Origin of the sequence: Actinomadura sp. B10D3, from assembly GCF_039871695.1 — a bacterium.
Lineage (GTDB): Bacteria > Actinomycetota > Actinomycetes > Streptosporangiales > Streptosporangiaceae > Spirillospora > Spirillospora madurae.
The window spans coordinates 20,066-39,612 of the sequence record NZ_JBDPLY010000012.1 but is presented as its reverse complement, the minus strand read 5'-3'; the positions used below and the strand labels follow the sequence as shown (position 1 = coordinate 39,612).

The 19,547-nt window shown below is 67.0% G+C and carries 21 protein-coding genes and 2 pseudogenes; 7 read left to right on the top strand and 16 right to left on the bottom strand.

Annotation, left to right across the window (positions count from 1 at the left end; all coding sequences use genetic code 11):
- Positions 1–26: 26 nt before the first annotated feature.
- Entirely contained in the window at positions 27–1,019 is a 993-nt protein-coding gene (locus ABGB11_RS19260) for an SUMF1/EgtB/PvdO family nonheme iron enzyme (RefSeq protein ID WP_347634628.1), read from the top strand.
- A gap of 487 nt (positions 1,020–1,506) precedes the next feature.
- On the opposite strand, the gene ABGB11_RS19255 is transcribed toward ABGB11_RS19260, so the two are convergent.
- The 7 genes and pseudogenes from ABGB11_RS19255 to ABGB11_RS19225 form a co-directional block, all read right to left on the bottom strand.
- On the bottom strand, positions 1,507–2,316 hold the full coding sequence (locus tag ABGB11_RS19255; RefSeq protein ID WP_347634626.1) for a hypothetical protein: 810 nt from the start codon (positions 2,314–2,316) through the stop codon (positions 1,507–1,509).
- A gap of 786 nt (positions 2,317–3,102) precedes the next feature.
- The gene (locus ABGB11_RS19250) at positions 3,103–4,164 is read right to left on the bottom strand and encodes a site-specific integrase (protein WP_347634624.1); all 1,062 of its coding nucleotides are present in this window, start codon (positions 4,162–4,164) and stop codon (positions 3,103–3,105) included.
- Positions 4,080–4,445 carry a hypothetical protein gene (locus tag ABGB11_RS19245; protein WP_347634622.1) on the bottom strand — a complete coding sequence of 122 codons (366 nt, stop codon included), beginning with the start codon at positions 4,443–4,445 and terminating at the stop codon, positions 4,080–4,082. Before ABGB11_RS19245 ends, ABGB11_RS19250 begins: the two co-directional genes overlap by 85 nt.
- Complete coding sequence (locus tag ABGB11_RS19240) at positions 4,445–4,636, bottom strand: helix-turn-helix domain-containing protein (protein ID WP_347634620.1); 192 nt, start codon at positions 4,634–4,636, stop codon at positions 4,445–4,447. The genes ABGB11_RS19245 and ABGB11_RS19240 overlap by 1 nt, the downstream gene beginning before the upstream one ends.
- A 47-nt stretch (positions 4,637–4,683) precedes the next feature.
- Positions 4,684–5,934, bottom strand: a pseudogene (locus ABGB11_RS19235) (replication initiator); the annotation flags it as partial.
- Between the two features lie 82 nt (positions 5,935–6,016).
- A complete protein-coding gene (locus tag ABGB11_RS19230; RefSeq protein ID WP_347634618.1) occupies positions 6,017–6,307 on the bottom strand; it encodes a hypothetical protein in 291 nt (96 codons plus the stop codon).
- 398 nt (positions 6,308–6,705) lie between these two features.
- A complete protein-coding gene (locus tag ABGB11_RS19225) occupies positions 6,706–7,311 on the bottom strand; it encodes a hypothetical protein (RefSeq protein ID WP_347634616.1) in 606 nt (201 codons plus the stop codon).
- Between the two features lie 393 nt (positions 7,312–7,704).
- Between ABGB11_RS19225 and ABGB11_RS19220 the strand changes: the two genes are divergently transcribed.
- On the top strand, positions 7,705–7,872 hold the full coding sequence (locus ABGB11_RS19220) for a hypothetical protein (RefSeq protein ID WP_347634614.1): 168 nt from the start codon (positions 7,705–7,707) through the stop codon (positions 7,870–7,872).
- Here ABGB11_RS19220 and ABGB11_RS19215 read toward each other — a convergent pair.
- Complete coding sequence (locus ABGB11_RS19215; protein WP_347634612.1) at positions 7,856–9,046, bottom strand: MFS transporter; 1,191 nt, start codon at positions 9,044–9,046, stop codon at positions 7,856–7,858. The genes ABGB11_RS19220 and ABGB11_RS19215 overlap by 17 nt on opposite strands.
- Positions 9,047–9,073: 27 nt before the next feature.
- On the opposite strand from ABGB11_RS19215, the gene ABGB11_RS19210 reads away from it, so the two are divergent.
- Complete coding sequence (locus ABGB11_RS19210; RefSeq protein ID WP_347634610.1) at positions 9,074–9,319, top strand: hypothetical protein; 246 nt, start codon at positions 9,074–9,076, stop codon at positions 9,317–9,319.
- On the opposite strand, the gene ABGB11_RS19205 is transcribed toward ABGB11_RS19210, so the two are convergent.
- Positions 9,316–9,624, bottom strand: coding sequence for a hypothetical protein (locus tag ABGB11_RS19205; RefSeq protein WP_347634608.1), 309 nt, complete (start codon positions 9,622–9,624; stop codon positions 9,316–9,318). The two genes, ABGB11_RS19210 and ABGB11_RS19205, sit on opposite strands and share 4 nt — an antisense overlap.
- 112 nt (positions 9,625–9,736) lie before the next feature.
- Here ABGB11_RS19205 and ABGB11_RS19200 point away from each other — a divergent pair, with 112 nt between their 5' ends.
- Entirely contained in the window at positions 9,737–10,354 is a 618-nt protein-coding gene (locus ABGB11_RS19200) for an XRE family transcriptional regulator (RefSeq protein ID WP_347634606.1), read from the top strand.
- A 72-nt stretch (positions 10,355–10,426) separates the two neighbouring features.
- Here ABGB11_RS19200 and ABGB11_RS19195 read toward each other — a convergent pair whose 3' ends face one another.
- Complete coding sequence (locus ABGB11_RS19195; RefSeq protein WP_347634604.1) at positions 10,427–11,206, bottom strand: NAD(P)H-dependent oxidoreductase; 780 nt, start codon at positions 11,204–11,206, stop codon at positions 10,427–10,429.
- Between the two features lie 142 nt (positions 11,207–11,348).
- On the opposite strand from ABGB11_RS19195, the gene ABGB11_RS19190 reads away from it, so the two are divergent.
- Positions 11,349–12,182: a helix-turn-helix transcriptional regulator gene (locus tag ABGB11_RS19190; RefSeq protein ID WP_347634602.1), complete on the top strand. Its 834-nt coding sequence runs from the start codon at positions 11,349–11,351 to the stop codon at positions 12,180–12,182.
- Positions 12,183–13,316: 1,134 nt separating this feature from the next.
- Positions 13,317–13,673 carry a hypothetical protein gene (locus ABGB11_RS19185; protein WP_347634600.1) on the top strand — a complete coding sequence of 119 codons (357 nt, stop codon included), beginning with the start codon at positions 13,317–13,319 and terminating at the stop codon, positions 13,671–13,673.
- 239 nt (positions 13,674–13,912) lie between these two features.
- On the opposite strand, the gene ABGB11_RS19180 is transcribed toward ABGB11_RS19185, so the two are convergent.
- The 4 genes and pseudogenes from ABGB11_RS19180 to ABGB11_RS19165 form a co-directional block, all read right to left on the bottom strand.
- The gene (locus ABGB11_RS19180; protein ID WP_347634598.1) at positions 13,913–14,242 is read right to left on the bottom strand and encodes a hypothetical protein; all 330 of its coding nucleotides are present in this window, start codon (positions 14,240–14,242) and stop codon (positions 13,913–13,915) included.
- A gap of 204 nt (positions 14,243–14,446) precedes the next feature.
- Positions 14,447–14,752 (bottom strand): annotated as a pseudogene (locus ABGB11_RS19175) (transposase family protein); the annotation flags it as partial.
- A gap of 475 nt (positions 14,753–15,227) precedes the next feature.
- The gene (locus ABGB11_RS19170; RefSeq protein WP_347634596.1) at positions 15,228–15,875 is read right to left on the bottom strand and encodes a GNAT family protein; all 648 of its coding nucleotides are present in this window, start codon (positions 15,873–15,875) and stop codon (positions 15,228–15,230) included.
- Positions 15,876–16,009: 134 nt separating this feature from the next.
- Complete coding sequence (locus tag ABGB11_RS19165) at positions 16,010–16,969, bottom strand: RNA polymerase sigma-70 factor (RefSeq protein WP_347634594.1); 960 nt, start codon at positions 16,967–16,969, stop codon at positions 16,010–16,012.
- Positions 16,970–17,402: 433 nt separating this feature from the next.
- On the opposite strand from ABGB11_RS19165, the gene ABGB11_RS19160 reads away from it, so the two are divergent.
- Complete coding sequence (locus ABGB11_RS19160) at positions 17,403–17,780, top strand: DoxX family protein (RefSeq protein ID WP_347634592.1); 378 nt, start codon at positions 17,403–17,405, stop codon at positions 17,778–17,780.
- A gap of 219 nt (positions 17,781–17,999) precedes the next feature.
- On the opposite strand, the gene ABGB11_RS19155 is transcribed toward ABGB11_RS19160, so the two are convergent.
- Both ABGB11_RS19155 and ABGB11_RS19150 read right to left on the bottom strand, forming a co-directional pair.
- A complete protein-coding gene (locus tag ABGB11_RS19155) occupies positions 18,000–18,875 on the bottom strand; it encodes a hypothetical protein (protein ID WP_347634590.1) in 876 nt (291 codons plus the stop codon).
- Between the two features lie 99 nt (positions 18,876–18,974).
- Positions 18,975–19,343 (bottom strand): hypothetical protein, encoded by a 369-nt coding sequence (locus tag ABGB11_RS19150; protein ID WP_347634588.1) that lies wholly within the window; start codon positions 19,341–19,343, stop codon positions 18,975–18,977.
- Positions 19,344–19,547 lie beyond the last annotated feature (204 nt).

Genomic DNA, 19,547 nt, shown 5'->3' with positions numbered 1-19,547 from the left:
CACCGCCCCGCTACGGAGAACCCGACATGCCCCCCACAGTCTCACGCTGGACCGGCAAGGAAGCCCGCGCCCTACGGGACGCCAAGCGCGTCAGCCAGGTGGAGTTCGCCGCAGAACTCGGCGTCAGTGAACGCATGATCGTCAGATGGGAGAAGGGGAACGTCACGCCCCGCCCCATCAACCAGCAGGGCCTAGACACCATCCTCGCCGCCTGCAGCCCCGACGTGCAGGCACGCTTCGCCGAGATGATCGGCTTGACGAGCCCGGCCACGTCCGCCCAAGATCCGGGCGTGTCCTCAGAGCAGCCAGCAAGCCCCCAGTCAGAGCCGGACGTGCCCGTCGGCGACGAAGACCAGGTCAGGCACCCCATCGACGGGAAGTTGATGACGCTCGTCCCGGCCGGCGTCTACTTCGCGGGCGAGAACAGCGAACCCGTCTACCTCCCGGCGTTCTACATCGACGTGTTCCCCACCACAAACGCCGACTACGCCCGGTTCGTCACAGCGACCGACCACAAGCCGCCGCAGCACTGGGAGAACGGCGTCATCCCCGAGGGACTCGACAACCACCCGGTCGTGTTCGTCACCTGGCACGACGCCCACGCCTACGCCCAGTGGTCCGCCAAGGCCCTCCCCAGCGCCCAGCAGTGGGAGAAGGCAGCCAGAGGGACACGAGGCGAGATCTACCCATGGGGCAACCAGCGGACCCCAGCGAAGGTCAACTGCCGAGAGGGCGGAAAGCGCAGCACGACCCCCGTTGACTGCTACGCCAGCGGCGTAAGCCCGTACGGCGTCTACGACATGTGCGGCAACACCTGGGACTGGTGCTCCACCGAGACCGAGCCAGGCCGCTACGAGCTGAAGGGAAGCGCGTTCACGAGCCCCTTCCTGCGCTGCGCACCCGCCACGTTCAACGACGCCTCAGCAGACATGCTCGACGACGACACTGGCTTTCGCTGCGTGACCCCAGCCGAGACCATGCGAGCCCTGCTCAACGTGAGAGGCCAGTCAGCCACCTGACGCCACGACCGGCGCACGGGACCGGATGAGAACTTTCTTTACGTCTTCAAGGGCGCCCGCTACGCGGCCGCCGCCGGCCGCCCGCCCCGGCGCGCCGGGCGTGCGGCCTGTCCCGTCCGGTCCCGCCACGCCGCGTCGCCCGTCCGCCCAGCAAGCCAGCATCGACCATGGGCCGCTTGTTCGCGAGTTGGACAGAGGCTCGGTCGCTCCCGAGGGACAGTCAAGCGCGTGTGACTGGGGAACCCCGTGGTCCCCCAGACCCCTCGTGGGACCGGGGTGCGTCGTTAACGGGTACCTGCTCTTAGGGGCCGGGGCCGGGGCGTGAGTGTGTGGTTGGTGGACCGGTTCCAGCTGTGGCGGGGCTGCCGAGTAGGTCAACGGACATCGCTGGACGGGCGTGAACCTTGCTCGTCAGACTGTTAATGAAAAGTGCAGAGAGCAGCTTCTTAGCACCTGATGCCGTCACTTCTTGGCATGGAGTATCGAATCAGCGTCCCTTTTTCAAAGGGCACGGAGAGAGTGATGACTTGGTGCCGGACTGGCCAAAGATAATGATTCCATCTCTCAAGTACGGCATCCTAAATTCAGACTCCGGGAGTCGGCAGTACTGTCGATTCAAAATTTGGTCGTTATGAACCAACTCAAGGCCGCCTTGATAATGAAGTATCGACGTATATTTTTCGTCAACGTTTAGGATGTATACGGTTTGCGGAGCGCGTCCTGTGACGGATACGACTTCAGTCGGGATCCATGACGCCGTGGATGCTGGAAGCGCATTGACCAGTTGGAGGGCGATTATGACAGCAAAAGTCAAGCTGAAGAATCGCCATGGCTTGTGTTCATCTCCGACCTTCAGTGCGACACCTCGCATCGCAACACCTAGAATTGCCCCGGCGATCGCAGCTATCAGTCCGACTTTGCCAGACGATAGCAAGCCGAAGAAAAATCCGCCGGTACCAAACGCCGTATAATAGGCAGGGGGGAGGTGGTAGTACAGAACTGCCATTGCGACACCTATGACGGCTGGCCACATGGCTATTACGGTGGAGGTCAAAATTGCAATAATATCCAGCCCCCTCAGGAGGGCGGTGAATGTTTCGAGGTCACCCTCGGCGAGCGAAATCGTGCGGAGGACGGAAATGACAACCGGGGAAATAGTTGCAAAATATGCAATGATTCGGAGTGAAGTGGCGAGTTCCAACTCTTCATGCTCCGCCGATCGCGACGAATCATCTCGCTCCTCGGTGGCTTCTGTATCGCGTGAGGCTCTGCCTTCGCTGTCATCCTGGGCAGTCATGGAAAGGGAGCGTAGCCGAGACGATGGTCACATGTGTGCGTTTGTGTCGGTTGGTCGGCAAGGCTGCAACGATCGATTTCGATCAAGATCGGTACGAGAGTAACTGTGTGTGCTAACACGGATGGTAACAACGGTGCTGGATGGACCTCGGACGAGCGTGATTGTCCGGGAGGCTGCGCAGCTGGTCAGAGGAAGGGCCGGTGCGGAGCGCTTGGGCTTGCTAACGCAGGTGCTAACGGCGGGTCTGGACAGGCCGGGACGGTGGTGGAACCCAGGGGCTTGCGGGAACCTCTCCAGCAGATCAGCGGACGAGGCTGGACGAATGTGGATCTTGCTCGTGAGACTCGTGATGAAACGCTCCGTGGCTCAGCCCTACGATCGCCACAGCCTGGCTGAGGTGGGTTGCGTAGTTGGGGGCGATCGCTGCCGCGCGGCTTCCGGTGCTCGGGCCGTGGCCGGCCCTGCGCTCCGGGTCCGCTTGCCCTCGGATGACCGGGTGCTGTCCTGGTCTCGAGCAGGCTGAAGACACGCAGCTCAGCACCTACGACGGCGTGCAATTAGCGTGCAATTAGGCAGGGTGATCAAGGGGCAGTCACGGTCACTAGCGGTATGAGTGGAGGCCAGGTCAGCCGGTATGACGGCCTAGATCGGCTTGATTCCCAAGCTGACAGCGCGGGTTCGATTCCCGTCACCCGCTCACGCGGAAGGCCCAGGTCAGGGACATGATCCCCAAGCCTGGGCCTTGATCATTTCTGCTGCCGTTATTGACGGGCCATTAGCGGGCCATTAGGCCACCGGCACCAACGTCCCACCCGCGCCGTCGTCCTCCCCCTCGTCCTGGTCACGCTCCGCACGGACGAGGGCGTCAAGACCATCGGCGATGATGCGGTCACCCTTGGCCGACCGGTGTTGGTAGCGCAGCGCGGCCCGCTCGTTGTCATGGCCCATGCGCGCCATCAGGTTCTTGGTCGAGACGCCCATGTCGGCCGCGAGCTGGTTTCCGGTGTGCCGGAGGTCGTGGAAGTGCAGGTTCGGGACGCCGAACGCGTTCACCACGTGGCGCCAGTTGGTGACCTCGTTGAACCCGCTACGGCGAAGCGGCCCGCCCTTAAGGCCCGTGAAGATCAGGGCCTGCGCCTCCTTCTCGGTGTACTTGTTCAGGTGCGCCGTCAGAGGCGGGACGATCGCCGCCGGGATCGTGACCGTTCGGACCCCCGCCCTGGACTTGGGAGGCCCGAGCAGCATCCGACCGTTGGCCTGTTCGACGTAGGCGTGACGTACCCGGACGGTGCGCGTGGTGAGGTCGATGTCGCAGCGGCGAAGCGCCGTGATCTCGCCCCAGCGCAGGCTTGCGAAGGTGGCGAGCAGGATGAACGCCCGCAGCCGTTCGTCCCGGATCACGTCGGCGTGCCCGTCCTCAGCCATCTTCCACAGCGCCCGTTCAGCCGCCGCGCGAGTGGCGAAGGTCTGCGGGAAGCGCCGCATGATCCCGTCCTTGACGCGGTAGCGGAGCCGGTACTCACCCGAATCCAACTTGCGGAAGTTGCCGACCGGCCGGGCGCCGACCCGTTCGGCCAGCTCGAAGACCTGAGCGATGGTGAGAGTGGAACGTTCTTCGGCGTGCTCGGTGCCGGCCCCGAGCACCTGGCAAGGGTTGCGGGACAGAAACTTGTCTTCCACGACCGCCGTCATCAAGACGGCCCCCAACAGCCGATACGCCTTGGCGCGCGAGGTCGCCCCGACCCCGGCGTTGGCAAGGGTCGTCAACCACTCCGGATCATTGGCGTGCTGAGCCTGCCCAGGCTCACGCTGCCAAGGTGGGGAGCGATGTGCTTGCGGAGCAGCCACGCGTACAGTTCGCGCGTGCGCGGCCGGAGCGTCTGACGTTGCTCGATCCACAGTTCGGCGTAGGCACCGAGCTTGATCTTGGCCCGCTCAGGGTCGGTCCATGTCCCGCTGAGTATCTCCGCTTCGATCAGCGTCAGGGCGCGTTCTGCCTCTGTCTTGGAGGCGAACGTCTTGGGCGCAGTGCGTATCCGTCCGTCCGGGCCGGGATAGCGGACTTGGTACCGCCCGGACTCGCGCTTGCGGACGTTGCCGAACCGGCGGTGCCCGCCCCTGTTCGCCATTAGGCAGCCCTCCAGACGTCGGATGCGGTCATGGGCTCGACGAGACCGGCCGCGATGAACTCGTGAAGTGCGGATTCGGGGATGCGGACGAAACGCCCGAGCTTGACGAAGCGGATGCGCCGTTCGGCCACGAGCCGACGAGGGAACCGCGGGGAGGTGTTCAGACGCTCAGCCGCCTCAGCGATCGTCAACAGCCGCTCGTTCAGGTCGATGGGGGTTGTCCGCGGCCTTGCCCTACTCAAGCTGCGCTCCTAGCGGTCGCTTCTGACGGAGGCGGGAGGGGTCTTCCGGTGAGTGCGGCGGTGACGAGGGCTTCGCCGCGTGTGAGGCCCTGGCTGTGGAACCGCCATTCGCCGATGGCGAGGATCAGGTCAGGGTCTTGGTCGTCGGGGGGTTGCCAGCCGGGGAACTGTTCGCCGACGTAGTCGATGCGCGCCTGTCGGAGTGCGCCGAGGGTGGTGGAGTACCGGCGGGATTTGGTGGAGAAGTGGCCGCGGAACCCGAGCATGTGAGCCCAGTGGACGAGCCGGAGGTCTGTGAATTCCTCCAGGGCACCCAAGCGGAGGCATTCGCTCATCAGCCGCCGGGCGTGCGGCGTGATCGGTAGCTCGGCCAGGTCGTCAGCGGGACGTAGTCGCCGGTCCAGGGTGCCGACGCATTCGGCTGCCTTGGTGGCGTATTTGGCGATGTAGCCCGCTACGGCTTGCTGCGTGAGGGTGCCTGATGAGGTGATGGTTCGGATGTCGACCTGTGCGCCCCAGGACAGCGACCGTTCCGGGATGCCGGGGGCGGCCGGTGTGGTGACCGAGACGGCGCCGGCGGCGTGCCGGATGGCGTCGGCCAGGAGTTCGACGGTTGCCCAGCCGGGCGGGGGTGTGGTCGGGCCGTCGGGGCCGTCGAAGCGGATGACGGCGTGGAAGTGGACGACGCCGCGCCGCTGGTATTCGGCGACCTTGGCGAACGACACGGCCAGGGTTTCGCGGAACTCTTTCTGTGTGAGCCCGGCCGATTTGGCGAGGTAGCGGCGCAGCGCGAGGGTGAAGCGTCGCCACAGTTCCGGGGCCGTGGCGTTGAACAGCACCGACCCGGCGTAGTCGTAGCAGTCGGGGCACAGCGGCTCACCGAGCCGGGGGTCATCGGCTGAGTGCCGGACGCCGCAGGATGCCACCACGCCATGCGGGCAGGGTTTGGCGTCCCGCCGGGGGTGGCAACGCTGGACCCGCCCGCCGTTGCGTTCGCGGCGTGCGTGGACGGGACCGAACGAGGGTGCGGTCAGGGTGACGAAGGCGGCCGGGTGTGCGGAGACGGTTTCGGGGATGCCTTTGCCGCCGGCCAGGCCCGCGCGGATGAGCTGGTAGGTGTTGGCCCGGTAGATCTCGGCGCAGGCGGGGCAGCGGGAGGCCCGCCGCGTCTTGCACGCCACCGGAAGCGCGCCGTCGGGTTCGCGGTCGGTGGAGTAGTGGTGCAGCAGTTCCCCGGTACCGGTGTGGACATGATCGACGGTTCCGGTGAGGAAGACCGGCTGTGAGCAGCCGCCGGTGGCGCGGGCTGGCTCAAATTCCGTGAAGCGGTCACGGTCTGTGCAGAGTCACTCGGTGAAGGCATGGGCGGTAAGGACGCGAACCATGACGCCCCCGAAACCGGCCCCCTGAAGGTGCTCCCGCCAACGCTTCGGGGCCCGGGGCATCCCAGGGGAGCGACATGACGAACAGACCGCGCACGTCCAGGGCGAAAACGACCGGCGCGTCGCCGATCAGGATCGCGGCGACGATGCCCGCGCCGGCCACCGCCAGGACGATCAGAACGATCAGCCCCGTCCGGAAGTCCGGCTGAACCACGAGATCATCCTGAACACCGCTCACACCGACATCAGCCCCTTCTCCGGCCGCTCAAGAACTTGCCGCATCGGCGGCGATGCTCCGGCCGCGCGCCCTCCCGGGACGTGTGGCGGTGGGTCCTATCGCAAGAAGTCCGAGCGGCGAGGATTACCCCGGGCATCGGGACGCGGGACGATCGCGATCATCGCGGGCGCGGTGGACCGATCAGACGCCGTTCGGTGCGCGGAGCCAGAAGTCGGGTCGGACAGGGGAGCCTCATGCTGCACCGTTCAGGGCATCAACGAACGGTGACCGCGGCAGCCAGTCAGCCGTTGACCCGGGAAGAGGTGAAGGGGCCTGGATGCTGCCAGGCCCCCTAGTGTGAGGGCTTCAGCTCGGCGCTGAAGCCTTGGTGATGTGTGACGGCCGTTGCTCGTGGCGGGTCAGGCGCTGTTGCGAAGAGTCTTCTCCCCGCAGTTGCTGCCGAACTTCACGGCCTTTTCCTTCCATGTACCGCAGAGGCGGACGGCCCCACCCCAAGAATCGATCCGGAGCAACTGGGGGGCATCCGCCATGATCCGCACACGCCCACCGAGCGTATGCACCCGGAGCTCACCGCTGGTCTTGCCGACCTTGAAGGAGCTCCCCGCGCGATATGTGGACAGATAGGCGCTGGAGGCCGAGGTGATCTCCTCGACCTCGATGCTTCGGCCGGCGGTCAGACTCATGTTCCTGACCGGTCCGAAAGCGATGATCATGCCTCGGGTGTGCACCCAGAGGAGCTTGTCGAAGCCAACTGGGACGCGGATGGTGATGCCCATGACGGGCCCACCCCACCCCGGCGAGTCACCCTCGATGTTGAGGCGTTCCCCGTTGACGCGGATCAGACGCGTTTCCTTGGGCATCCTGCCGAAGCTGAGGGCCGTCACAAGGACCTGAATGTCCTCACGGACCTCGGCGACGATGGTTACCGGGGCGCGCCCGCCGGAGACGAAGGGTTCGTAGGTGGGCTGCACGACCAACTGGCCCCGCTGGAGAAAGGGAAGCATGCAGTGCTCCTGAGTGTGAGTTGCGTTGCACACGCGCCGTTTGCGCGGGTGCCATGTCTCACCGTTCGGAGGGTCAGCCCATCCGCAAATAAGGGCTCTGGCTCAAACCGTGAAGCGGTCACAGAGTGTGTTTCGTGGTTGGTGCGACGGCCGAATCGCGGTTGGGTAACTCTGCGCGCATGGGCGCGGCCGCATCGTCAGGATCTTGTTGATCCCGGAACTGATCCCTACGAGCGGCCGCGAGGTCATTGTGCTGCATGCCCGCACGGGCGAAAACCCCTGCTGCGTCGACCTGGTCTTCCCGCACCTGAAGGATGTGCCGGCCGGGCGCACGCCCACCCGCTGCGGGAGCTCGAAGACCTGGGCGACCGTGAGCGTCGGTCGCTCGGCCGCGTGCTCGGTGCCGGCCTCGCGCACCTGGCACGGGTTGCGGGCGAGAATCTGGTCCTCGACGGCGGCCGTCATCAAGACCGCCCGCAGGACGGCAACCCGAAGGATGCCGCCCTGCCCCCCGCACAGGTCGGTGCCTTCGGCGGCGTGTCCGTCAAGCCCGCGCGCTGAGGCGCTCGGCCAGGACGACGGGAACGGTGGCCGCGGCGAGCCCGGCGCCGATCCACGCGACGGTGGTGATGGCCGCCCCCGCGTTGAGCGAGATGCCCGCCAGCAGCGGGACGAGGCTGATGCCGAGCTGGAAGGCCGACACCGTGGTCGCCCCTGCCAGCGTGGTCGCGTCCGAGGCGATCGTGAACACGCGGCCGTAGATGGCGGGGTTCAGCACGAACCCGGTCACGCCGAGGAGCAGCACGAGCGGGACGACCGTCACCGCGTGCCCGGCCAGCGTGGCGATGAGCACCGAGGACACGCCGATCCCGGCCGCTCCGGCGACGAGCGCGTGGTGCGGCCGCCGGTCGGAGATGCGGCCGCCGATCGCCAGGCCGATGTAGGCGCCGACGCCGAACAGCACCAGGACGGCGGCGATCCAGCCGTCCGGGATGCCGGTGACGTGGGTGAGCAACCGGGCCAGGTAGTTGAACGTGATCATGTAGGACGCGGTGCTCAGCAGCGTGGCGGCGTAGACGAGCCACAGCCGCGGCCGCCGCATCGCGCGCAGTTCCCTTCCGATGCCGGAGGGCTGCCCGCCGGCCGTCCGGGGCATCGCGGCGGTGACGGCGGCGGCAGCGGCGAGGGTGAGGGCGACCACGAGCCAGAAGCCACCCTCCCAGCCGGTGCGGTAGCCGATCAAAGTCCCGGCGGGGCCACCGAGGATCATGGCCATGCTGAGGCCGCTCACCACGACGCCCGAGGCGCGCGCGGCGCGGTCGGGGGGGACCAGGCTGACCGCGGTGGCGGCGGCGACGGCGAAGAAGCCCGCGTAGGCGAGCCCGGCGACGAACCGGGTGACCAGCAGCGCGGGATAGGTGCCGATGAGGATCCCGGCGGCGATGCAGCCGGCGAAGACCAGCAGGGTCAGCACGAGGGCCGTGCGGCGCGGCCACCCCAGGCTGATGACCGCGAACGGCGGTCCGCCGATCACCACTCCGATCGCGAACGCGGTGATGAGCCCGCCCGCGGTGGCCAGACTGACGTCGATGTCGGCGGCCACCGCGGGAAGGACCCCGGCGAGCAGGAACTCCGCGCTGCCCATGGCGAACAGGCTGAACGACAGGAAGTACACGCCGAGCGGAAGGAGCCGCCCGGTCGCCTGCGCCGGCCGTGCGGCGGTGTCGACGCTCATCGGCGCTCACCCCGTTCCGCCGCGTCCATGTCCGCCTCCAGAAGCCAGGACGTCATCGCGATGCCGGCGGTGGACGCCTCGCCCGCGGCCGTGACGACCTGCGCCCGCGGGTTCGTCACGTTCCCGGCCGCCCAGACGCCCGGCACGCTCGTCGCTCCCGAGGCGCCGACGCGGACCCAGCCCGTGTCGGGATCCTGCTCGCAGCCGAGCGCCCGCAGGATCCCGTCGTTCGGACGCGGCCTGGGCGCGACGAAGACCGAATCGCACTTCTAGACGCCGCCGTCTTCGAGCTCGACTCCGCAGAGACCGCTCTCGCCGCCGACGAGTCCGGTGACGGCCCCGTCGACGATCCGCACGCCGAAGGCGCGCAGCCGCGCCAGTTCGGCGTCGGAGACGTCCATGCCGTTGGGGCAGAGCGTCACGCGGTCGCTGTAGCGGCGCAGCAGCGCGGCCTGGTGGAGGGTCACGGCTGGAACCGCGCCGCCGATGACGACGAGTTCCCGCCCGCGCACCTCGTAGCCGTGGCAGTGGGGGGCAGTGGTGCACCGCCGCCCCCCACCGCTCGCGGAGTCCGTCACAACATCGCGATGGTCGTCCACCTCGAATCACCTCCGGGACGACCGTCACGCGACCGGACCCTGGACGGCAACTTGTGTTGCCGGAACAGGAACGACCTAGTGTCCTGGGGGGATGGAGTCACACCCCGCGGTTGACGCGACCCTCAGCCAGATCGGCGGCCGCCTGCGCCGGCTGCGCGAGAGGAAGGACGTCTCCCTCGCCGAGCTGAGCCGCCGCACCGGCATTTCCAAAAGCACCCTGTCGCGCCTGGAGACCGGGCACCGCAAGCCGAGCCTGGAGCTGCTCCTGCCGGTCGCCGCCGCCCTGGCCGTCCCGCTCGACGAGATCGTCGCCGCGCCGCGCATCGTCGACCCGCGGATGCCGCAGGAGCCCCGGAAGATGCGGGGGCGCGTCATCGTTCCGCTGTCGCGGACGCAGGGCGAGCCCAAGGCGTACAAGCTGACGATCCCGGCGAACGAGTCGGAGCCGTTCACGCGGACCCACGCCGGATACGAGTGGCTCTACGTGCTCAGCGGACGCCTCCGACTCGTCCTCGGCGACTATGACCTGGTCCTCGGCCCGGGCGAAGTCGCCGAGTTCGACACCCAGCACCCCCACTGGTTCGGCTCGACCGGCCGCGGCCCCGTCGAGGTCCTCAGCCTCTTCGGCGGCCAGGGGGAGCGCACCCACATCAGAGCGAGACCGGTCATCCGCAGGCCCACCGGCCCGGAGGCGGAAGACGGAACGTGACCATCCGAGGGGCTGCGGGCGCACGGGACCGTCCTGGTCGCGACGTTCCGCCGTCATGTCCGTCGCCGGCGGCTAATTCCGTACGTGGAGGCCGAAGCCCTTGCGGCCCGGCGCTTCCAGGCCCTCCTTCAACCGCAGTGACGGCATCTCGTAGTCACCGAAGTTCTGGCGCCGGAACGCGATCGGCTCGGTCGACTCCAGGGTGAGCAGGCGCCGCTCCCATGCCTTGGCGACGTCCGGGTAGTCCTCGTCGGTCATCCGGTCGGTGCCGTACAGCACGAACGGCGGCAGCACCTCCATACCCGGGTAGTACAAGATTCCGTGGTGGATCGGGAACAGCAGGTCCTCGATCGGGCCGTTGATCCCGCGATCGGTGTAGTGGGACTCCAGGCCCCCGATGGTCACCGACAGGATCGCCCGCCGCCCCTGCAGCGTCCCCTCACCGAAACGCTCGCCATACCGGGTCTCATCGTGCGCTCCGACGCCGTATGCGAAGTGGAAGGAGAACACCCGGTCCACCCAGCCTTTGAGGATCGCCGGCATCGTGTACCACCACATCGGGAACTGGAAGATCACCATGTCGGCCCACAGCAGCTTCTCCTGCTCGGCGGCCACGTCGGGCGTGAGTGCGCCGGCGTCGTATGCCCCGGCCGAACTCGGTATCACCTGCAGGGGGCTCGTGGCGTGCTCGCCGAAGTCCGCCGCGTCCACCACGGCCTTCCAATTCATCGCGTACAGGTCACTCACCCGCACCTGGTGCCCGGCGGCTTCGAGAGTGGCCACGGCGAGGTCCTTCAGAGAGCCGTTCAGCGAACGCGGCTCGGGGTGGGCGTAGACGATGAGCGTCTTCATGGCCGTCCCTTCAACGAGGTGTGTCGCCATAGATCCTCGGTGGCCGAGGCCTCGTCATTCAGGGGCGCCTCTTCCATTGGACGGGACTTCCTGGTAATAGCAGGACCACCTTCACGTGCGTTGCCGGAGCCATACTGGAGACATGGACGATCTCGCGGGCTTCCTTCGCACCCGGCGCTCCCGGGTCGACCCGGCGGCCGTCGGCATCCCCACCGACAGCCGCCGCCGCGTCGAAGGGCTGCGCCGCGAAGAGGTCGCGCACCTTTCCGGGGTCAGCGTCGACTACTACGTACGCCTGGAGCAGGGCCGCGCCACCCAGCCGTCCGAACAGGTCCTCGACGCGCTCGCCCGCGTCCTCGGCCTCGACGAGACCGAACGCGGGCACCTGTACCGGCTCGCCCGGCAGCGCCGCCGCCGCCCGAAGTCGCCCAGCGGGCGCCTGCGGCCGGAGCTGCTGCGCGTACTCGACCTGGTCACCGACGCACCCGCCCTGATCATGGACCACCGGATGGACGTGGCCGCCGCGAACCGCCTCGCCGGGCTCCTCTACGGTCGGGAGATGCCGGGCCTGAACACCGCCCGGCACATCTTCCTCGATGAGGACGAGCGCGGCCTGTACGCCGACTGGGAGAAATGCACCCTCGACGCGGTCGGGCACCTGCGCCTGGCGGCCGGGAAGTTCCCTGATGACCCGCGCCTGGCTTCACTTATCGGCGAGCTGGCGATGGGCAGCCAGCGCTTCCGCCGCCTCTGGGCCCGCGCGGACGTACGCGCCCGCACACATGGACGCAAGGCGTACCGGCACCCGCTGGTCGGACTGCTGGAATTGCACCAGGAGAACTTCGCGTTGCCGGATGAATCGGGAATGGAGCTGCTGGTGCTGTCCGCGGCCCCCGGGAGCCCCACCGAGGACGGGCTGCGCCTGCTGGGCGCGCTCAGTGGTGATGGACAACCCACAGTTAAGGCTCGCCGATAACTACCTGACGCTGCCGAAACGAGTGTGACGGGCACGGTCCCTACTGCCTGGAGTCCCGTTTCATCGTGAAGGGGGAGTGGTGTGTGTCCGCCGGCAGGCTTTTAGTCGTTCCGGTCACTCTCACGCTGCCGGGCAAGTAAGCCACCGGCACCAGCGCCCCTGCCCCTCCGTCGCCGTCCGGACTGCCCGCCATCAGGCCCCGTCGAGGCGCAGAACTCAAGAACGAGGCGGAGGGCCCCCATCGGCGGTGCGTATGAGATGAGGTATGCACACAACGCCGCACGCCCCTGACTTATAGTCATCCTCGCCGGACACCACCGGACCGCGAGGGCGCCGTGGGTCAGCCTCCGCCTCCGCCTCCATCGCCGCCTCCGCCTCCATCGGAGCTGCCCCCTCCGTCGTTCGAACCCGAGTCCCCGCCGTAGAAGGGCGGGGAGCCGCCGTACGATTGGCGCCTGGACGTGCCGCCACGGGACCCGCCACCCGATACCGCGACCATCAGGACGCACAGGAACACAAGCGCGATCAGGAAGATTGCCCAAGCCCCGCCGTTCATCTCGTCTCCTTTTCGAAAGGCAGCTTTCGGAATTGGACGTCGCATTGGGTGGGCCGGTTCGTTGGAGGACCGTCAGTTGGTCGTGGTCGCCCTCGGGGACAGGACCGTGTGCGCGGACCACCTCGCGCGCCACCGGGCGGCGTTGAGGTCGGCGGCCAAACCCGCCCTGCGGGAGACGTCCAGATGGCGAACAAGCGTGGGAGAGCACCCAGCTCAGCGCATACGCGTCGTAGTGGCCGCCGACCGAGACGCTCCGGGCGACCGGGCTCGACCGGGCGCTTTCGGTTGGGTTGGAGCGGTGGCGCAGGCCGCGTGCGGTGCACGTTCGCCCGCGCCCGGGCCTGGGAACTGGCCGGCGAGCACGCCCCCTGGGGCGGTGGCGGCTTGAAGCATCCTCCGGAGGAGTTGAAGGCCGACGCGGTGACGTTGTTCCTGGCCGATCCGTCCAGCACCTACTTGGCGGGTCCGTGTGGTGAATCCGTACCATGGCGAGGATCGGTTGAGGCGCTGAGTGTCCTGCGGCTGGCTGGTGGGCTGGACAGCATGCCAGGGACGGCCGAGCTTGTTAGAGGTGTCGGATGAATGAGGCCGGGCTTCCGCCGGGGATCGATCCTCGGCTGGCGGAGGTCGAGATGGTCGTAGGTGCCTGGGCAAGGACCTTCGGCTATCGGGTGCGATCTTTTCGTGGAGCGCTTCCGCTCTGGGGCATCGACGATGTCCGCCCTTACCTGCGTGTCGACCTCGTCGATGGTCGAGACGATGTTGTCGATGTGATTCCACTGGACGGCGGTGGTCTGGTGGTCGGCATGGTTAACGGGTCGAGCGGGATTTGCAAGGGGTGGGAGTGTGACCCTGACCAGCTCCTCGACGTGCTCAAGGAGGCGGATGAGCACTCACGGTCCTGCGAGCACTTCGCAGGTGGCGGCCTGCACTGATCGCGGCGCCGTTGAGGATTCGAGGGCCACGCCCAAAGCCCTGTGGAGGTGTCTGCGAACTGTGGTGGAGCTTCGCGGAACCAGGGGGCTCCAGGCCCCTGGACTCCCGGAGCCGGAGCACTCATTCGCGCGAATCGGTCCTCCCCCCCGGCCGTTCGCGCGGAGAACCTCACTGAAAAGTCCGGCTGCCACCTGAGAACCCTCAGATGACAGCCGGTCAATAGCTGTCAAGTATCGAATCAGAAGAAATCGGCTTCCCAGCCGGCCTGAGATTTGGCCGATTCCATGGCTTGGTTCCAAGCGCCTTCGGGACCGTGTCCGTCGACGAACTCGCCGTAGATCTTCGCGAAGCGCTCGGCGATCTTGGCGCTGGCCCACTTTTTCTGCTCGGTGTCCGGCTTAAGCCCTCGATTGTCGATCACCGACTGCAGGATGTTTCCCGCGACGTTCTCGGCTGAGCTAAGGGCAAGCGTTTGAGCGGCCATGAGGCCCTCCTTCAAAGGACCCACGTCGTGGCCAACCACCTCCCCTACGCCACCGGCCCGTCGACAGCGCGTCACCACGATCATGGAAAGCACCTTTAACGGGCCTGGCATGAGGGACGCGCGATCGCGAGGCGAAGGCGGCTATGCGCTCCGGGCCCGCCTGCCCTCGGATGATCCGGGTGCTGTCGCCGTTCCGAGTAGGCCGAGGACGAGCAGCTCAGCTGGCTGCGGTGGCGTGCAATTGCCTGCAATTAGGCACGGTGATCAAGGAGCAGTCACGGAACTTTTTCAACGTGCGTTGAGCTCGCGGTTCTGGAGGACGTGGATGGCCTTGGCCAGGTGACCGGCCCGGTGGGGGCAGCAACGTAGCTTGGTCAGGATCTTCCATTGCTTGAGCTGGGCGTTGGCGCGTTCACCGGGGCCGCGGAGCTTGGTGTGGGAGCGGTTGGCGTCCTTGAGCGGCTCGGGCTTGTTCTTGCCCTTGTAGGGCGTCTTGACGTGCGGGCCGGCGCCGACGTAGCCCTTGTCGGCCGGCACCAGGATCCCGGCGGCGGCCAGTGCGCGGACCAGGGTCCGCATCGCCGCGGAGGCCGACGACACATCGCAACTGTTGATTCGTCGATGTACCGGGCGACCTGCGCAATGTGGACGTCCAGCCTGGTCAGGGATTCGGCGGGCCGTACCCGGCGAGGCATGGCCGGCATCTCGCCGTGGATTGCCTCATGCGCGAGTGGCCGGTCGATACCGGCGGCGGGCGCCGGGGGCATATCCGCCCAGCCGGGCGTAGCGCTACATTGCCGGGGCCGATGTCGTCCTCTCCGGGAGCGACCGGTGCCCGCAGCCGGCGGGCGTTATGCGGCCGGCAGGTGGGCACCGGGACCGTCGGTCCGCCGCAATCGGCGGCGAGATCCGGCAGGGTGGTACCGGCCCCCGTACTTCTCCGTCAGCGCCATCGGACTCCGACGTGAGGGTGCCCGCTGCGCGGCCGCCCGCCCCAAGACGCCGGGCGTGTGGTCTGTTCCGCCGGGGCCCGCCGCGCCGTGCCGTCCGTCCGCCGCACCAAGAGCCGTCACTGCTTAACGCCGAACATGTCAAGGCAGTCGTGCAGACCACTAACGGTGACCGGTAGCCGGTCGGTCAGTTCCCACTCTTTGCGTGACAGCCTTAGCCGCTGCGACACGACGGTTTGGCCGTCCAACACGTCGCGAGTGATCCCATCTGGTCGGTAACCGAGCTTGCGAGAGATCCTCAGAGGAGCAGCGTTGTCGACAAAAGACATGGTCGTTGCCTCCAGACATCCGAGCCCAGCGAAGGCGAGGTGCAACACGGCCGCTCGCATCTCGGTTCCGAACCCCTGGCCCTGGTGCCCCAGCCCTAGCCAGGATCCGGTCGAGACCTCACGCCTGACCGCAAAGTCCTGCGCCCGCACGTCTTGCATGCCCACCGGCCGCCGCTCGTGGAACACCGCCAGGTCCAGTGCCCAATCCTGGGGACTCCAGTTGCCAAGGCGTTGCCAATGCTGCTGAAGGACGAATCGTGCCCGCTCAGCCGGGGACCCGTCCGTCCACGGCGTGAGAAAGGGTCTCTCTTCGGGCCGGTGGACGCCATGCGCTGCCAAGTCGGCAAGCTCGGCCAGTTCTTCCTCGGTGGGTAGCCGCAGTTCCAGCGCCGGAGTCGTGAGACGGAGCCCCCGCAAGGGCCAATAGGTGGTCAGCACGTGTGGCAGTCTGTCGTCGCGCCCGACAAGGCCGCATCTGGTTTTCCCGCGCTCGGCGGACTTAGAGGGCGTGCGTCTTGAGGGTCACCGGGGGCCCATCCCGGAGAGAGCTTTCTGGGAGACCGCCGCGATGCTCAGCGGAGGGTGAGTGGGTTTTCGGCGACGACGTGGGTCAGCTTGTGCGGATTGCGGACGAAGTAGAGACCGGTGATGCGGGTGTCCTCGACCCGCACTGCGAGGACGCCGTCGAGTTTCCCATCGACGTGCAGCGCCAGTGCGGGGCTGCCGTTGATCACGGTTGGTTCGACGGTGAGCGCGACGTCGTGCCTGGCGAGGCCCCTGACCGCGAAACGCGCGACCGTGTCCGCGCCGATGACGGGCCGTGGGGTGGCCTGCCTGATGCCGCCGCCGTCGTTGATCGCCACCACCTCGGGAGCGAGGACGTCGAGCAGGCCCTGCAGGTCCCGGGTCTCGAGCGCGCGCCGGAACGCGTCGACAACCGCTTGCGCCTCGCGTGCGGTGACCGTGCGGCGCGGTCGGCGGGCTTCGACGTGGCGGCGGGCGCGGTGCGCGATCTGGTACACGGCGGCGGTGGACTTCTCCACTGCAGCCGCGATCTCGTCATAGGCCAGTCCGAACGCCTCGCGCAGCACGAATACCGCTCGTTCGGTCGGGGACAAGGTCTCGAGCACGACCATCAGTCCCATCGACACGCTTTCGGCGAGTTCCACATCGGCGGCGATATCCGGACTGGTGAGCAGCGGCTCCGGCAGCCAGGAGCCCACGTACGCCTCCCGCCGGCGCTTCACCGAACGCAGCCGGTTGAGCGCCTGCCGTGTGGTGATGCGGACCAGGTAGGCGCGCGGGTCGTCGATGTGCGCCGCGTCGACACCGACCCAACGCAACCAGGTTTCCTGCAGGACGTCGTCGGCGTCTGCCCCGGATCCGAGCATCTCGTAAGCGACGGTGAACAGCAGATTGCGGTGCGCGACGAACATATCCGTCGCCGCCAGGGTGGCTCGGTCGCTGTCGCCGCCGCTCGCCGCCTCGCCCGCGGCTCGCCGGTCCGCACCGGCTTCCCCCGTCGTGTGCATGAATTCCTCTCCTGGAGCTGGTCGTGGATCGGGGTGCACGAGGCGCGGCGAACGCCGCCGCACACCGTGCCACTGGTGATGCGACGGAACAGCGTCTACTCGCTTGGTGTCTTCACGTTCTCATTCCGGGCTCGTAGCAGGGCGAGCCGGTGTTCCGACCACCTCGATCCTCTTGTCCATGGCGTCTCCTCCGACCTGAGCGGGTTGAGAACAAGACACCGCATCGACGCAGATCCTGACGTCATGTGAACCGGATCACATCGTCGTTCGGTTCTGTCAGAGAGTCGCGACTGGCGGTGTTTTCATGCCCGACCAGTCACCATGGGAAGCCGACAGGGATGCCCGCGGACGGCATCGTCCGGCAGCCCGTCGGCGATGAACGGCTCGGCGGATCGAAGGCCGGCCCGAGTCGCCCCGCACCTGAAGGCAGCTCATGAACCTCGCCCTGTGGATCGTTGCCGGGCTACTTGCCGCCCTGGCCCTGTTCAGTGGCGCCACCAAAGTGTTCTTGCCTAAGTCCAAGCTGGACGAATCAACGGATTGGACCGAGAGCGCAAGCACCGGCTTCGTCAAAACCATCGGGGGCCTCGAGATCCTGGCCGCGGTGGGCCTGCTCCTGCCCGCAGCGCTCGACATCGCGCCGGTGATGGTGGCGGTGACCGCCGTCTGCTGGATTCTGTTGATGATCGGCGGGATGATCACTCACGCCCGCTACGGGCACTACAAGAACGTCGCGCTGTGTCTCGCCTTGCTCGCTGCGGCCGCCTTCGTGGCCTGGGGCCGCTTCGGCCCCGAGCCGTTCACCGGCTGAGGTGAGGCGCGCCCGACCCTCTGGAGCACGCCCGCGACCTTGACCTTCAACCCTGTCCGCCAGGGGCACGCTGCGCGCCGGTCGCGGTGAGGCAGCCCCACCGCAGACTCGCGAACGCGGCGGGGAGAATGAACGCCCGGACGGTCATCGTTGTACTGAGCACATCGAGGGCGACCGTCCCTGGTGCAGTGCGCAACCAGCCCAGGATCGGCCTGAGGATCAGAGACCGAAAAGCAAGGTTGACGTTTCTCTGTGGAACCACTCCCAGAAGGGACGGGTTTCGACCACGTTCATATCTTGATGGTCGAATGTAGCCACGAGGCAGTGGTCCCGCTGGCCAGCATCGCCCGGAACGATGACGCTGTATTGCATGCCGGGAGGGTAGGACGCAAGCAGTCGATGATCATCGTACGTGATGAAGTCTTCCTCGTCGTATGCGTACTCCATATCGTCGTCGTCATCATCGTCCTCCCGCCACTGTTCGAACTGCTCGCGCAGAGCGTCACCGAGCGAGGCCTTCAGCATGCCGGTATCCATCGACCACTCGGCATCTGGCGCTGCCAATGTGGCGTGCACAGAGGCGATGATGCGGACCGGGTCGGGTACCTCGAACTCCGCACCGGCGGCACCGACGACGTCCAGTGATGTCGGTGGCCCGCCCCAGAACCAATGAAGCTGTCCGTCCTCCGCCAAGGAAGGCAGTTCTGAAACATCCGATGGTGCGCGCACTGTACGGCCGCCGCGGGGTATGAAGGCGATGTAGCCCAAGCGGAACTCGTTTTTCGCCCGGACCAGCAGGACGCCCATCACTTCGCGGGACAGCGTCCGAACGAACTGGGGGCACTCGGCCGCGGCCGGCGCCCAGACCTGCTGGAGCAATGCAGTCAGGTCGCCGTCGTCCGGGAGCGCCCATGGATTGTCCGAGGCAAAAGCCGACCTTCCACCGCCGCGAAGCACCACCCCGCAGACATCGTCTTCGTCGGTGAGCCGCAGATCTCGCCGGACCAAATCGGCGATTGTCGCCGTCTCGCCGGTCGCAACGGCTGCGAGGAGTTCGTCAGGTGAGGTAAAGGCATATGTGTGCATGTCCGTCATGGAGGCCGAGGATAACACCGCCGGGTGACATCACGTCTCAGCGACGTTTGTCAGGGACACAACACAGCGAGAGCCCTGGACCTCGGCCCTGACGCGGCCTCAAGAAGCGCGGACGGCCAGGCGCCCAGCTTGCCGAAAGCCGCGTTCGCTGGAATCGACTTCATGCCAACGGGCGTCAGTGAGCGCTACTCGAACGGCCGCAGCGTGGGGGCCCGCCTGCGGCAGAGGCTTATCCCACTCGTACTCGACGTCGCCTGGCAGTTCCCGCCTGATGCCGTCGGCGACGGCGTCGGCGAACTCCGACGGAAGATCCGCCTCGTCGAGGAAATTAACGAAGTCGAACTCGGTCTCGTCGTCTGGCAACGGTTCGAAGTCGACGGTGATGGCGGCGTACGGACCGCAGCCGCCGATGTTCCTGCGGTAATGGACGTGCACATCGCGCACCGCATCCAGGAAAAGCCCGGGCATCGACGACCTCTCCTATTCTCAATACATCGCCACGCAGGCCCCGCCTCAACCGGGCGAGATAACCGCATCTGCACCAAGGGGTAGCTGACGAGCAGCGCCGTCCTTATGCCTAAAGGGGCTGCTTGGACGAGTGTGGACCCTCGTTCGTGCTCTACAGATGCTGTCGTCGCGAGGGTGATGGCCTAGTTCGCGATGGTTCCCAAG

What these genes read in the sequence shown, in the direction of transcription:
- ABGB11_RS19260 (WP_347634628.1), top strand. Translation starts at nt 27, where the DNA reads ATGCCCCCCACAGTCTCACGCTGGACCGGCAAGGAAGCCCGCGCCCTA.
- ABGB11_RS19255 (WP_347634626.1), bottom strand. Translation starts at nt 2,316, where the DNA reads ATGACTGCCCAGGATGACAGCGAAGGCAGAGCCTCACGCGATACAGAA.
- ABGB11_RS19245 (WP_347634622.1), bottom strand. Translation starts at nt 4,445, where the DNA reads ATGGCGAACAGGGGCGGGCACCGCCGGTTCGGCAACGTCCGCAAGCGC.
- ABGB11_RS19225 (WP_347634616.1), bottom strand. Translation starts at nt 7,311, where the DNA reads ATGCTTCCCTTTCTCCAGCGGGGCCAGTTGGTCGTGCAGCCCACCTAC.
- ABGB11_RS19215 (WP_347634612.1), bottom strand. Translation starts at nt 9,046, where the DNA reads ATGAGCGTCGACACCGCCGCACGGCCGGCGCAGGCGACCGGGCGGCTC.
- ABGB11_RS19210 (WP_347634610.1), top strand. Translation starts at nt 9,074, where the DNA reads ATGTCCGCCTCCAGAAGCCAGGACGTCATCGCGATGCCGGCGGTGGAC.
- ABGB11_RS19200 (WP_347634606.1), top strand. Translation starts at nt 9,737, where the DNA reads ATGGAGTCACACCCCGCGGTTGACGCGACCCTCAGCCAGATCGGCGGC.
- ABGB11_RS19195 (WP_347634604.1), bottom strand. Translation starts at nt 11,206, where the DNA reads ATGAAGACGCTCATCGTCTACGCCCACCCCGAGCCGCGTTCGCTGAAC.
- ABGB11_RS19190 (WP_347634602.1), top strand. Translation starts at nt 11,349, where the DNA reads ATGGACGATCTCGCGGGCTTCCTTCGCACCCGGCGCTCCCGGGTCGAC.
- ABGB11_RS19185 (WP_347634600.1), top strand. Translation starts at nt 13,317, where the DNA reads ATGAATGAGGCCGGGCTTCCGCCGGGGATCGATCCTCGGCTGGCGGAG.
- ABGB11_RS19180 (WP_347634598.1), bottom strand. Translation starts at nt 14,242, where the DNA reads ATGATCGTGGTGACGCGCTGTCGACGGGCCGGTGGCGTAGGGGAGGTG.
- ABGB11_RS19165 (WP_347634594.1), bottom strand. Translation starts at nt 16,969, where the DNA reads ATGCACACGACGGGGGAAGCCGGTGCGGACCGGCGAGCCGCGGGCGAG.
- ABGB11_RS19160 (WP_347634592.1), top strand. Translation starts at nt 17,403, where the DNA reads ATGAACCTCGCCCTGTGGATCGTTGCCGGGCTACTTGCCGCCCTGGCC.
- ABGB11_RS19155 (WP_347634590.1), bottom strand. Translation starts at nt 18,875, where the DNA reads ATGACGGACATGCACACATATGCCTTTACCTCACCTGACGAACTCCTC.
- ABGB11_RS19150 (WP_347634588.1), bottom strand. Translation starts at nt 19,343, where the DNA reads ATGCCCGGGCTTTTCCTGGATGCGGTGCGCGATGTGCACGTCCATTAC.